Here is a 14353-nt window from a genome sequence, read left to right as displayed (position 1 = left end):
CCTGTAACCCTGGCCAAAACCAGGGCGTATAAAGAGTACCTTTGGCTAAAAGTTGAAAGCCTGAAAGTTGGGAATGTCTACCAAGATATTTGTTAACTTTCAGGTTTTTCTCTTTTATACCCTCTCCTACTGTCGGTCTTTGTTCTTGCTCAGCACCACCACGTACATGATACCAAACGCTAAGAAGGCCACTAAAATAAAGACATCCATCCATTCATACTCCCCCTGCATAATCTGGTATCCCTTGAACCCTGCCAGCACAAAGCAGGCGATGGCAAGCACAATTCTGAACATTCGTTGATTGGGCATACTTCCTTGTTTATCTTATTATTGGTGAATTGCCGTGCATGGCAACCATGACGGACAATGTGTATTGACTGTTTCTATAACGACATGTAAAAAATAACCCATGCCGTGATGACCACCGAGCCGACTAGGTTCAGCAGCAATCCTGCTCTGGCCATAGTGCTGATGGGCACAAGCCTGCTTCCGTAGACAATGGCATTGGGAGGTGTGGCCACAGGCAGCATGAAGGCCATGCTACAGGCGACCACCACACCCAGCACTGGGTACAGCTCCGGCAGTTGCAGTTGGTTCAGGACGCCAATCACGATGGGTACAAACGTGATGGCGATGGCGGTATTGGAACTCACCTCCGTCAGAAACAGGACGCCCGTCACCAGCACGAACACCAGCAGCAGCGGATGGTCTGGGCTTATCACCGAGGTAACACTGGCCCCTATGCTATCTGCCAGCCCTGAACTGACCACCAACTGCCCCAGCGCCATACCTCCTCCGAACAGCAGAATCGTATCCCAGTCGATGCGGATTAAGTCCACAGCCGTAAGTGTGCCTTCGCCTTCGTTCTCCTGCCCCGGCGGAATCAGGAACAGCAGCAGGGCAGCCAGCACCGCCACCGTACTCTCAGCAAAGTAAGTGCTCATAAAGGTATAGGCAGCTTCCATACCCAGCAGGTTGAACACACCCGGGCTCAGCCACAGCACAACCGCCAGCATAAACACGCCCATCGTCACCTGCTCCCCCTTCGAGATGGGTGGCTGCGTTTGGGTATGCTCCGCCACGTAGGCCTTTATACCTACTGAACTGAACTGGAACTTCTTGAGAAAGAAACGCATGTAGAGCAGCATGAAGCCGTACATCATCAGCGACATGGGCATAGCCAGCAGCATCCACTGCAGAAAATCAATCGTTATACCCTCCTTGGCCAGGTAATTTACGCCAATCAGGTTGGGAGGCGAACCAATAATCGTGCTCACACCGCCAATGGAGGCGCTGTAGGCTATACCCAACAAAAAGTAGGGCGCAGGGCCTTTGCGGGCCTCCGGCTCCTGCAACAGTTGCAGTACCCCCATCGTCAGGGGCAATAGCATAGCCACCGTCACCGAGTTGCTCACCCACATCGACAGCACATAAGACACCAGCGAAAAGCCCAGAAACATGCTGAACAGGCTCTTCTGGAAGACAGGCCTGGAAAGGATGAACAAGGCCATGCGTTTGTCGAGGCCGTGACGCGTCATGGAGCGAGCCAGCAGGAAACTACCAATGAAGAGTAGGATGATGGGGTGCCCTAGGTTTTGGAAAGCCGTATTGATGTCGGCTATACCTGTCATCACGGCCATGAGCACACCCAGAAAGGCCGTCATGGAAAGCGGAATCACCTCCGTCATCCAGAATACAAGGCAGAAGACCATGATGGTCGCCACCTTGCGGGCCTCGGGTTCCAGTCCGGCTGTGAGCCACCACATGGCCAGCGCCAGCAGCGGCGCCAACACCAAACCTATGTTCCTTCTCGACAGTGTCATTGATTTAAATATAGAAATAAATCAACAGACTAGAGAAGCCAGGCTATAAAAGATGGAATGGAGCGGCAGCTATACCTACACCAGGTACCGCTGCCTGAGGATGTTGAGGTGGTGGATTTCGTGCCCCAGTATGGCGAAGCCCATTGCCCGAACCGATACTTTGCGGCCACTCGCCGTGCCTACCTCAGCCAGCATCTCCTCATCAAAGTTTTTGAATAGCTCAATGGTAGCCTGGCGCACAGCGGCATATTCTGCCAGAATGGACGTGATAGCGCGCGTATCTCCCTTGCTCACATCGGCATAGGCATTCTCATCAAAGCCAGGGAACTCCGTTTTGTCTTTGCGGGCGAAGCACAGGGCTCGGTAAGCAAAGATGCGCTCCGTGTCCACCATGTGCACCAGCATCTCTTTGATAGACCATTTGCCTGGCTGGTAGCGGTGCTGCAGCTGCTGCTCTTTGAGCGAAAGCATCAGGTTCACAATGTATTCCTCACTTGCCGCCAGTGCCGTCAGCAAGTCATCCGTGTTGGCATTGCCGATGTAGCTGTTGAAAAACTCATCGTATTCTGTCGGAGATGGTGGGGTTATGATTTTATCCATAGTTCAAGTAGTAGGTATAGCGGGTTGATTTGTTCTAAAGTATAACGTGAAGGTACAAAATATAGGTGTATACCTGCTAGCGAAGGTATAAAAACAAGAAGCCCCGCCAGGTATGGCAGGGCCTATCGTCAGTTGTTAAGGGAATATCCTGTTGCTCCTACTGCCCCACCAGGAACACGGCGTTGCCGAAGAGCAGTTTGCCATTGTGCCAAAAGCCACGGAACAATGGGTTATCGGCCAGGTATACCACCTGCCCTCGGCCGAGCGGCTGCGTGCCGAGTATGAGTGCGTCCTGCAGCTTCTCCTTCGCCTTGGTGCCCACAAATCCGGTGGCGTAGTTATTCTTCTTCAGTACACCCACGTTCCAGCCATCTTTCATGAATTCGAAGGTATCGGCGGTGCGTACCAGGGCGTAGTAGGTGTCGCCGTAGCCGAAGGCCAGCGGGTGCGTCTTGTCCAGGTTCACGCGGAACACGCTGCCCTGCACATCCTCTGACAGCGCCTCGCGTCCCCGGTCACCGTAGGCTTTCAGGTTCACGTATGGATTTTCTTTCGCGGCCTTTTCTTTTTCCTTGGCTTCAGCGGCTTCGTCAGCTCCTTTCTGCTTCAGGTTGAAGTCTTTTTTGTCGGCCAGGAAGCCTGCTGCGGTTTCCAGTGCAATCAGCTTGCCGCCGCCCCGCACCCAGTTCTTCACCTGCTCCAGCGTCTGGTCATTGAGCACGCGGCCATAGGAGCCGGCTGGCAGGATGAGCACGTCAAACTCATGCAGCGGCACACTGCCGAAATAGTTGGTTCCCAGCACCGTCACCGGGTAGCCAATCTGCTGCTCAAAGTAGTGCCATATCTCGCCAAAGGCGTAAGGCGATACCCCCTCACCCGACATCACCGCCACGCGAGGCATCTTAAGGTAACGGACACTGCCGGAGCCAAAGTCGGAACCACTGCTCACAAAACCGGTGGCGGTGGCGCGCAGGTCCACGCCGTGCTTCTGGGCGAGCGCCCGTACGGTGGTATCCAGCTTGTCGGCTATACCTTCGTTGCCGGTGCGGGTGATGATGAGGGTGCCCGCATCATACTTTTGTCCTTCCGTCTCGAATGGCTTTTCGGACATACGCACCTTCACTTTCTGGCTCATCAACTCCGTCAGGAACTTCACGTCTTGCAGGCTGTTCCAGCGCGCCAGGTAAGCGTAAGGGCGTTCTAAGGCGATGGCGTTCGCTTCTTTCGCAGCAGGTTTCTGGTTAGATGGCTCCAGGCGGTTCTTCAAAGCATAGGCCTGCAGACCGAAGGCGTATGGCATGGCCCAGGAAGTGATGTCGTAGGTCAGTGAGTCCTCCAGGTTAGAGGTGGGTTCGAACAGCACTTTCACCAGCGTAGACTTGGGCTGATACATGCTCACCACCAGGTCGTTCTGCCCTACTCGCACGCTCTCCTCTTTGCCGGTTGCGTAATTGAAGCCTCTGGCCGAGCTGTTCTTGCCAGCATAGCCATACTGTATCTGCTGGCGGTCCAGGTAGTCGGTGAGGGCCTTGAGGTTGCCGGCGCTGCGGCTGTCCGCTTTAACCACAAAGGCTTTGTAGTCTCCGGCTGGCTTCTGGAGGTTGTTCTGGTAGTATTTCCGAAACTCCTGCGTCAGTTGGTCCGCTTTTTCCGAGGAGGCCTGTATAGTAGCCAAACTGGCGGCATGGTGGTGTGCGATGCGGTCCTTCAGCGTCAGCGTGTCACCGTCCTGCTTCTTGTAGGCCAGTCCGGCGCGTCCAGAACCGCCCTGTTCATAGGTCATCCCGATGGCCCCGTTGAAGGTAGGCCAGGTATCGCCGTAACTGGGGTAGAACAGGTCAAAATTCTCGCGTGTGAAATAGAGCCAGTTATTTTTGTCGAAGTACTGCCGGTTATAGTCGCCGATGGTGTACTGGAACTGCCGCTGCCAGGGTGTGATGCTCTCGTGCAACGGCTTGGCAGCCGGCGAGAAGTAGTAAGGAGATTCCGCTCCCATCTCATGGAAGTCGGCGTGCACCTGCGGCAGCCAGTTGTTATAGTGCGCCAACCGCTGCTTTGATTCAATCTGCGTTTGCCAGGCCCAGTCGCGATTCAGGTCAAAGTAGTAGTGGTTGGGCCTTCCGCCTGGCCATGGCTCGTGGTGCTCCCATGCGTAGGGCGAGGCGTTGCCGCCCTGGTTCTGCGTCTGTTTGTACCACTGCACATAGCGCTCGCGGCCATCGGGGTTCACGCAGGGGTCCAACAGCAGCACTGTGTTCTGCAGCCATTGCTTCGTCTGCTGGTTGTTTGGGTCCACCAGGTCATAGAGCACCTGCATCACCGACTCGGTACTCACCGACTCGTTGCCGTGTATATTGTAGCTCATCCAGACGATGGTGGGCTGCTTACCCTGTACCGTTCCGCTCATCACGCCTGCCTGTCGCAAGTTGTTCTCCCGGATTTGCTCCAGGCGTGGCAGGTTCTCGTCGTTGGCCACATAGGCGAGCAGCAGCGGCCTGCCTTCATACGTTTTGCCATACTCCTGCACCTTGATTCGGTTGGGGGCCTGCTGTGCTAAATAGTTTACATAGTCCACCACGCGGGCGTGCGTCGTGAACTGCTCTCCCAAGGTATAGCCCAGGAACTGCTCCGGCGTCTGCAGGGGCTGCTGTTGTGCCACAGCGGCCTGCACGCTCAGACAGACCAGGCAGAAAGCGAACAGTCGCTTCAGTGTGTTTTGCATCTTCAGTTGCTTAAAATATGTCGGGTTGTTGAAAGGGGAAATAATGGCACAATCTGCGCAAAAAAGCTGAAATTGGCAATTCTGAAACAAAGTAGTAACCGCTTGTACCGCTGAGGACTTAAACGTCGCCTGCACATTATGAGTCATGCCGGTGAGGGGGAATTTATGGAGCGCATTGGCCGTTTCTTTTCTATACCTTGCCCATAGATACTATGCCTGTTATGTGCGTACCTATAGCCATGTACTTGTATTGGAGAAAAGCCGGAAAAGGAGTGGCCGCTTTCCTGTTGGGGCTGGCCCTGATGACGGCGCTATACCTGGCAGCCGGCTTGGTGTTGGGCAGCATACCTGTCAACAGCAGTTATGCACAGGCTACACAAGGCGTAGAAATATGGGTGACGGACAACGGCGTGCACACCGACCTAGTGCTCCCCGTGAAGACTGCCTATATGGACTGGCGTGACAAACTGCACCTGCAGGACTACGCCGGCGCCGACAGCACGTTCACGCACGTGGGCTTTGGCTGGGGGGACCGGCAGTTCTACATGGAAACGCCCGAGTGGACGGACCTGACGTTCACTACCGCCATCACCTCGCTCTTCTTGCCCACCCGCACGGCTATGCACGTGGAGTACATCGCCCGGCCTCTCCGGCAGAACAAGTACCAGCAGCCGGTCATCATATCAGAGCAACAATATGAGGAGTTGGTGCAGTACATATTGAAGACGTTTCAGCAGCAGCCAAACGGTGAGTTCCTACTCATAGCAGGCAGTGGCTACCACAGCCGCGATAACTTTTATGAAGCGAACGGGAAGTTCCACCTCTTCAAGACCTGCAACAGCTGGGTGAACGGCGGACTCAAAGCCATGGGACACAAAGCGGCTTTCTGGGCACCGTTTTCATTTCTGGTGATGCGGCAGGTGCGTTGAAAGTCCCCTCTCTGGTATAGAAAGTGTAGTAAGGTGTCCATTTTAGGTAAAGCCCTCCTATTTATACTTCGTTAATGCCTTAACCTACGTTTTAAATCAGGTATTGTCTTATTCGAACATTCAGATTGCGAACATCTGACATTCCTCCTCCTTCCGTGCCAACTTTTTGAACTTCAATTTCCCGACAAGCAATTCACGCGCAGGTATAGCTGGCCATCTATTGAAGTCACAGCGGTATAAAAGCAAAAGGGCCGGGTAATGTACCCGGCCCTTTCAGCTTTAAACCCTAATAGTTTATTGTTTGAGTAATTTGAAATGATTGTTGAATTCGCCTATCTGCGTGGAGATGATGTAGATACCGCGCGGCAGGTTCGGGTCTAAGGTCAGCTTCTCGATGTTCGCTCCCTTCTCCACCTGAATCGTGCGCTGTAACAGTTGCTGGCCCGTGGCGTTGGTCACTGTCACCAGCACCTTACCGTCTACCTCCGCGTCAATGCTCAACTCAATTTCTGAGTGGAACGGATTCGGATAGGCTTTCACTTTGTTGGCCAGCACCGCTCCGAACTGTACCGCCTTGGTCGCAGAGTATTCGAAGCTGCCATCGAAGTCTTCTTGCTTCAGGCGGTAGTAGCGGGTGCCATACTTACCGTTCTCCTTATCCACAAAGGTATACAACTGCTTCATGCTGGTGGTACCCACGCTAGACGCTACAAAGCCCAGGCTTCTGAAGTTCTTTCCATCTGTAGAAAACTGCACATCGAAGCCTTTGTTATCCTGCTCCGAAGCTGTTGCCCAATCCAGAGCCACCTCGTTGCCACGCTTCATAGCGTTGAAGTAGATTAGTTCTACTGGGAGTGGAACAGGAATACCAGGCACGAACTGTATCTGTTGACACATACCATCTGTCAAAGCAACTCTAGCTACAATTTCAGTATCAGGCGGAAGATTCTCCACAACGATTGTTTCAGTAGCATTGCCGAGGTATAGCACGAAGTCATCATCAATCCCTGGCTTCTTCACATACCAGTTGTATTTCGTGCCTGCTGGAATCGCAACAAAAGGTTTAACAGTTTCAGGCACAGCTGTCAGTCTCCATTTGTTAGCTCCTGCCCACTCATGCGTCATATCACCTGCAGGGTCAGTTGTACTTCTCGTATCAGTTACCTTGACTAATCCTACTTCAGGGTTAATACAGCCAGCGTTGTTGCTGTTGTTGATACCTACAACTGTATAGTTTCCTGCGGGTCTGGTACCGAGGCTAAGCGTACCGCCAGTTCCAGTGAATGTACCAAGGGATTGGCTGCCACTTCGCAACTCATAAGTAACCCCGCTTTCAGGATTGCTCAGTAAGATTTCAGCCCCTTGGGGAGATGCTAGTGAACAGTAACTTGGTTCATTCAATGTCCTTGCTAATGGTAACGGATTCGCAGTCAACGTAATTGCATAGCTCGCTGCATTACACCCTGCTGCAGGATTCAATGCGTTTAAGGTCATGGTGGCTGTTCCTGTTCCGGTTGCTCTTACTATAGCTGTAGCCACACCATTAGCTACACTTTGACTTTCTATTACGAAAGGACTTCCGCTAGGGAGGACCCAATTAGCAACAGTACCTACGTAGATGCCTTTGACGGTGTAAGTAGTTGGGTTATCCGTATTGCTACACTGGGTAGCATTACCTTCTACAGATGCGGTTGCCGCAGGCTGAGGGAATACGGTAAGGCTTACTTCTCTAGTGGCAGGAGTACAACCTGTTGCTGACGGGTTTGCTGAGGTCAGTTGAACTCGCACAGTACCAGTGCCTGTTACCGTAACCACACCGGTAGAGTTAACCTCTCCAGGTCCAGATAGAACCCTCCAAGTTGGAGGATAATTTGTGGTTCCAGACAGACTGAAAGTAGTGGTAGCCCCCTCAGCACATTTGCTCGTAACTGGTGCAACAAGTTCAGCTGTAGGTTGCTGTTGTACTACCAGCGTCGCCTGATTGGATGTGACTGGTGGCGTACTGCAAGCAGAGGTAGTCGGATTACTTACCACTACATAATAATTTCCGGCATCAGCCATTGCTAAGTTAGCAATAGTGAGTGCATTGGTAGTAGCGCCGCTTATCTTACCAGTACTGTTCGTCAATGGTGTTGCGCGACCTGCTTTGTACCAAGCATACTGCACGTTAGTACCCGTTGCAGCTACCGTAAGGGTTACATTATTACCCACACACCTTGCCGTTGGGCTAGCCAGTTCTGCTGTAATGGCTGCAGGCTGTTGGACAGTGATGGTTATAGGGTTAGAAATCGGCGCATTGATACAATTGTTGGCTGGAAGCCAACTAATGATATCAGTTCTAAAATTGATGCTTACCCGATCGCCATTCTGGAACCCTCCTGCTGCTGCTGCATCAGTTGTAAAGGTCACCGTATTGGAACCAGCATATCCTGTTGAGTATAACACACGGTTGCCTCTTTCTAACACGAAGTCCATCTGCAACTTAGATGCGCTCCAAGGGAAGTTTGGCCCAAGAGTAGCCGTGAATGTAACTGTACCTCCCTGGCATATAGTGGTTGGAGTAGCCGAAAGTGTGATGGCATACCCATCCAAAGTCGCACTATATATCCTGTTAGACTGCAAATCAGTCACTGATGGGCAAACTCCGGTATTTTTAGAAGAGACTTTAACGGTATAGTAATCTTGTGATGATAAACTGGCATCGCTTACTGTGTAAGAATTCTCCTTGTTATCAACTTTGTCATTCTTATTCCATTGATAATCGAAAGAGGTAACCGGTACCAGTCTATCACTATTTTTAAGTGAAGCACTTACAATAGGCTGGAAGAACCTAAACGCCATTGCTTTGATAGACTCCGGAGTATTCGCAGGGAAAGGATATTCATCATTCGGAATAGGGTAGTTACCAGCCCCTACTGGAATTGGTTTACCACTTCTGTCCACAGGCTCCCCGCTTGCATTGGTCAGGTATGGATAAATAATCTCACCTGGTTGAACATCCCGATAGACAGCTGTTGTATAGGTTGTGCCACCGCCACCTCTGCAGAATGGGAAAGGGTCGGTTGTTATGATTGTGCGATAAGTGGATTGAGTTACTGTGACTGTTTTCTCAATCACACTTGTACAGGTTCCTGTAGTGCGGGTGTATCGGATAATATGTGTACCTACTCCTGCAGCACACGGATTGAAATAATACACACCGCCGCTAGCTGTTATGGCTCCACTAGTAGCCGAACTGAAAGCTCCCCCCGTTGGTGAACCTGACAATGCAACAGGCCCTTGCCCAGATAAGAACTCACTGCTGCTAGCAATTGTACCTGTAAAACTTATTGGTAGATTAGGATTCACCCGTACCACTACATTTTGAGGTGCGCCAGAACAACCATTTGCAGCTGTTGTGAATACATAAGTCACATCAATTGCATTAGCAGTTGTATTCACTAACGTCTCGCTCACGCCACCCGCTACAGGAATAGTCACTGCATCATTGCTGATACCAGGTACCGCAGCTCTGGTCCAAGAGAAAGTAGCACCGGCAGTAGCGCTTGTAGGGTTGTAGTTAAAAGGGGATTCACTACACACACTCGCAGAAGAAGGTATATTGCTAAGTCTTGGTGATGGATTCACTACCACTTTCACATCTTGTACACTTCCTGGGCATGAGCTGCCATTTGAAGCATAGGTAGTGGTATATTTATATGTGACAGTAACCGGAGCAGTGCCAGTGTTTATCAGCGTCTCGTTGATACCACCCGCAACTGGCTCAGTCACCGCGGCATTACTGATACCTGTCACGGCCGCCCTGGTCCAGGTAAAGGTAGCACCTGCTGTAGCGCTCTGTGGGGTGTAGGTGAAGGCGGTGCCGCTGCAGACTGCATCAGGCGTGAGCGTGCTGCTCAGTTGTGGCCGTGGGTTCACCGTCACCACTACGTCCTGAGGAGGTCCGGCGCAACCATTCGTCGTCAGAGTAAAAGTATATTTGACGTTAATTGGATTAGCCGTGTTGTTCGTCAACGTATGGGTAATATTGGCACCGGTCGAACTGGTGGTAGTTCCGCTGACCGCAGCTGTTGTAGTTATACCTGTTACGGCCTCTCGCACCCAATCATACCGTGTGCTACCAGCAACAGTGCTGGTTGCAGTATAGGCAAGAGGGCTGCCACTACATACAGTTGTAGTCATGGGGCTACTCAAAGCTGGCAGTGGATTGATCGTGACTACTAAATTCTGAGGTTCTCCCTCACAATCATTTGCACTTGCAGTAATTTCGTAGGTTACCGTGATAGGCAAATTGGTTGTATTGGTAAGCACTTCGCTTATTGCACCGTCCCCATTAGCTGCTGCATTGCCAGCAGAAGCGACCCTCCTCCAGGAGAAGGACGCGTCAGCCGTAGCACTGGTTGGGCTATAGTTGAAAGTGGCTCCACTGCAAACGCTGGCAGTAAGCGCAGAGTTAAGCACTGGGCTTGGGTTCACGGTCACCTGTACGCTCTCTGCTGTGTTAAAGCAGCTGTTCGCGGTTGAAGTAATGCGGTATGTCACAACTTTAGGAGTGGCAGTGGTGTTAATTAGCGTCTCATTGATACTGCCTTCCACAGCCGTGGGCGTGGTCACGGCTGTGTTGCTGATACCTGTCACGGCCGCCCTGGTCCAGGTAAAGGTGGCACCTGCTGTAGCGCTCTGTGGGGTGTAAGTGAAGGCGGTGCCGCTGCAGACTGCATCAGGCGTGAGCGTGCTGCTCAGTTGTGGCCGTGGGTTCACCGTCACCACTACGTCCTGAGGAGGTCCGGCACAACCATTCGTCGTCAGAGTAAAAGTATATTTGACGTTAATTGGATTAGCCGTCGTGTTGGTTAGGATATGGCTGATGCTGGCACCTGTGCTACTAGTTGCAGTACCGCTGGCTGGCGCCGTCGTGGTGATTCCTTCGGCCTCTGCACGGACCCAGTCATATTTTGTACTGCCAGCTACTGTGTTTCTTGCTGTGTAGGCAAATGTACCGCCGCTACAGATGGCATCCGGCGTGAGCATACTACTGAGTTGAGGTGTTGGGTTCACACGCACCACCAAATTCTGCGACTCACCTGTACAATTCACATTGCCACTTGTGGTATAGATGTAGGTTACATCAATTGGAGCGTTAGTAGTGTTTACTAAGGTTTCATTTATACCGCCTCCACCATTCGTTACTGGCGCATTGCTTATTCCTTCTACAGCAGCTCTAGCCCAAGTGAACGTAGCACCGTCTACACTTCCAACCGGGTCAAACTGGAACAGCGTGTTGGTACATACCGGAATAGGTGAGGTTGGAATGTTTGTCACTTTCAGTTCAGGCTTGACTGCAATGTGTATGGTATCGCTTATCACTGTGCAGCTACCTACAGTTGCTAGTCTTCTGTACCACCTGTCAGCTGTGTGGGCTGTAAGTTCCAAGTCTATACCTGTTTCATCTGTTATAGATGAGAAGCTGCCTGTTGCTGTTGTTCTTCGCTGCCACTGGTAGGTTACTGTTCCTAAAGTAGAAGTCGCGTTGCTGCCTTTAAGCGTCAAGGGAACTTCATTGTAACAAACCGTCTGATCCTGGCTATTGATGATGTTATTTCCTACAACAGTTTCCTGTACCAGAATGTTGGCCGAAGTAGACAAGCAGTTGTTAGAAGTTACCTCTACAAAGTATTCACCAGCCTCTTTTACAGACACAGTTCTAGCGTTACCGTTTTCTACCGGCAGCTTCTCGCCTGCCTCACCCACTTTAAACCACTCGTAGGTAGCGCCTGAAACGCTGGTAGCGGTCAAGGTTGCAGTGCCGGGAGGACAGAAGTATGTATTAGTGCCTTGTGTGATAGTGGCTACAGGACGTGCTGTAATTCTGACACTCACAGTATTACTTGTCTTGTCCAGACAGCTGCCAGATGATACTTTGCGTCTGTAATAGGTGGTTTTGGAAGTCGTTACTGTTTCAGTGGTAGGAGAATAGCTTGCTTCGTTATTGGGTCTACCTCCTTCAGAATCAGCGGGCACCCAAGGACCGCTGGTAGAAGCACTCTGCTCCCACAGGTAAGTAACGTCATTTAAATCACCGCCTGACAGCGTTCCAACCAACGGTTCAATGGCAACTCCGGAACAAACAACTGGCGTTGGTGCAGTGATTTCGTTATTGATAGTAGGTGTCACCTTTACCGCGATAGGAGCTGTTGGTGCGCTTTCGCAGCCACCAGCATACACTGTTCGCCTGTAGTACATGGTACCTGCTTCGGCTGTAGATGGCGTATAAGTGGCTGAGGTATTTGTGCCAATTGCGTCTACCCAAGGACCACTTGCTGAAGCGCTCTGTTCCCACTTGTATGTTTTGGTGCGTATAGTGGTGCCATTATCATCTATTCCACCTCCTACAGTTGCAGTCAGCGCATCTGCCGACGCGACAGTAGCAAGTTGGCAATAGGCAGTACCACCTGTTATTGCTCCCTGCGTTAGCGGCGAAGTGGTGGATACGGTTACAGGAGTAGAAGTGTTAGGGCAACCATTTTTCGCAGTAACAATAACTGAGTAGCTACCCGGCACTTCAGCTCTGTAAGTGGACGCCATTGCAACTTCACCTTCGATAGGCACACCTGCCAATCGCCACTGATACGTATAAGGAGTTTCACCTGCAGCTGCCTCTGGTGCTTTGAGTATTACCGAACCACCTTCGCAGAAGATAAGTGGTGTATCATTAGTAATTTGGTCGGGAGGGGTTTGCCTTATTTCAATTTCAAAACTACGAGTAAGCCTAACACCACATGGGTTTGTTGCTGCCACTTTAAAGGAAACTTTGCCTGAGGCAGGCGCCTCTATATCGAAGCTTACGTTTAGAATATTAGAATTTATATTTTCAGAAGGCACAGTAGCTCCTGTACCCACTGTCCATACATAGTCAGTAAAATCTGACGGAGCTGTAAAACTTCGTGTTGTCCCGCTGCATACTGAAACAGGTGCATCACCACTAAGACTCGGGGCGCCAGTGATTGAAGCAGTCTGGATAGTATGATGTACAACAACTATATGACTTGCAGAAACTGCAGTCGGATTAAGGTTTAGAACATTGATAGCCTTATTACCCGCAACCGCCATATCTGAAGCCAATAATATCATTCTTAGCTCATTGGGACTTACATATATGGTAGGTCTGTTACTGTTGCCAACGCGGCCTACAGAGTTTCGTGCAAAGTTAGAGCCCCGCAAGGTAATTGTCTGTTCAGGTGCCCCTATTGTGTAGCAGCCAGTAGTAACTACCTCATCCAGTACTGGTGTTGTACTGGTGATGCTGAAAGCAGAACTTGTAGCTGGAGTTAGTGTACCGCTAGAGGCTACTAAAGTGTAGTTACTTCCAAATGCGTCAATGCTTAAATTAGAGAAGGTGGCCAAGCCGTTGTTGCCTGCCACCGTCCTGCTACCTGCTAATACACCTCCTCCTGGATTGGCGCCGATGGCAAGTGTAATATCAGAAGAGGCGGAAGCACCACCTGTGACAGTGTGCCCAAAAAAGTCCTGCACCAGAACAGTTACTGCAGGGGAAATCGTGTTATACACCCCTGTAGTAGAAGGTTGCTGGCCAAATGCTAACTTACGAGCACTACCATGTACCTGGCTTAACCTTGCAACCGGAGCGGGCAGTCCTATACCACTTAAACTAGAACTGAGAATCACCTCTGAGTTACTAGACAACACATTTCCATTAAGCGCCTGTACCTCTACTCCCCTAATGGTAATTTGGTCAAACCCACCTTGATTAGGGTTGACGATAGTGAAGTTTACCACTATTGATGTAGCATTCCTGGTAATAGTCCCGATAGTGACATTCGAGTTATTGGGGATGGCAGTTATAGTACCGGCTGGATTGAACTGCCACCCTGACGGAGCAGTTAATGTAAAAGAACCACTTCTGAAGTCCTTAGCATCACCTTCCGTTATAACAATATCGTTAAGTGCTGTGAAGCCCCTATCAGTAGCAGGTCCATTCGCAGCCATATCAGCTGAAATGATGATAGGCTGTACTGTAATTGGCTGAACAGCTGCCCATATAACGGCAGTTGTGGCCAATATTAATAACAAGCTTGATAGGACATACATCCTCTTTTTTGCCAAGCTTATATTACTAATCAATCGTGTAAAGTTCTTTTGCATAAACTATGGGTTTGGGGTTGGGGGCGCACGCTATTCGGGTCTGTGTGCTTGTTCTCCGGTTCAAAAAGGCAAAAACAGTCATGCGAAGTCTCAATATGAGCTTCGGGGCGCGTGAT

Annotated in this window: 6 protein-coding genes; 1 reads left to right on the top strand and 5 read right to left on the bottom strand. The window is 50.8% G+C overall.

Annotated features, from left to right (window positions below):
- Positions 1–126: 126 nt before the first annotated feature.
- The 4 genes from B051_RS22395 to B051_RS0106195 all read right to left on the bottom strand — a co-directional run bounded on the left by B051_RS22395 (position 127) and on the right by B051_RS0106195 (position 5145).
- A complete protein-coding gene (locus B051_RS22395; RefSeq protein ID WP_157578540.1) occupies positions 127–309 on the bottom strand; it encodes a hypothetical protein in 183 nt (60 codons plus the stop codon).
- Between the two features lie 74 nt (positions 310–383).
- Complete coding sequence (locus B051_RS0106205) at positions 384–1823, bottom strand: SLC13 family permease (protein ID WP_018477319.1); 1440 nt, start codon at positions 1821–1823, stop codon at positions 384–386.
- A 75-nt stretch (positions 1824–1898) separates the two neighbouring features.
- Entirely contained in the window at positions 1899–2423 is a 525-nt protein-coding gene (locus B051_RS0106200) for a DinB family protein (RefSeq protein WP_018477318.1), read from the bottom strand.
- A 157-nt stretch (positions 2424–2580) separates the two neighbouring features.
- Positions 2581–5145 carry a M14 metallopeptidase family protein gene (locus B051_RS0106195; RefSeq protein WP_018477317.1) on the bottom strand — a complete coding sequence of 855 codons (2565 nt, stop codon included), beginning with the start codon at positions 5143–5145 and terminating at the stop codon, positions 2581–2583.
- 245 nt (positions 5146–5390) lie between these two features.
- Here B051_RS0106195 and B051_RS20975 point away from each other — a divergent pair, with 245 nt between their 5' ends.
- Positions 5391–6074 (top strand): TIGR02117 family protein, encoded by a 684-nt coding sequence (locus B051_RS20975; protein WP_169336196.1) that lies wholly within the window; start codon positions 5391–5393, stop codon positions 6072–6074.
- A gap of 294 nt (positions 6075–6368) precedes the next feature.
- Here B051_RS20975 and B051_RS22285 read toward each other — a convergent pair whose 3' ends face one another.
- Entirely contained in the window at positions 6369–14237 is a 7869-nt protein-coding gene (locus B051_RS22285) for a PKD-like domain-containing protein (protein WP_083919423.1), read from the bottom strand.
- Positions 14238–14353 lie beyond the last annotated feature (116 nt).

This window comes from Pontibacter roseus DSM 17521 (assembly GCF_000373265.1).
In the GTDB taxonomy this organism is placed as follows: Bacteria; Bacteroidota; Bacteroidia; order Cytophagales; family Hymenobacteraceae; genus Pontibacter; species Pontibacter roseus.
Note: the sequence above shows the minus strand (reverse complement) of the source record. Positions and strands in the feature narration are given on the sequence as shown.

What these genes read in the sequence shown, in the direction of transcription:
- B051_RS0106195 (WP_018477317.1), bottom strand. Translation starts at nt 5,145, where the DNA reads ATGCAAAACACACTGAAGCGACTGTTCGCTTTCTGCCTGGTCTGTCTG.
- B051_RS22285 (WP_083919423.1), bottom strand. Translation starts at nt 14,237, where the DNA reads ATGCAAAAGAACTTTACACGATTGATTAGTAATATAAGCTTGGCAAAA.
- B051_RS0106200 (WP_018477318.1), bottom strand. Translation starts at nt 2,423, where the DNA reads ATGGATAAAATCATAACCCCACCATCTCCGACAGAATACGATGAGTTT.
- B051_RS0106205 (WP_018477319.1), bottom strand. Translation starts at nt 1,823, where the DNA reads ATGACACTGTCGAGAAGGAACATAGGTTTGGTGTTGGCGCCGCTGCTG.
- B051_RS22395 (WP_157578540.1), bottom strand. Translation starts at nt 309, where the DNA reads ATGCCCAATCAACGAATGTTCAGAATTGTGCTTGCCATCGCCTGCTTT.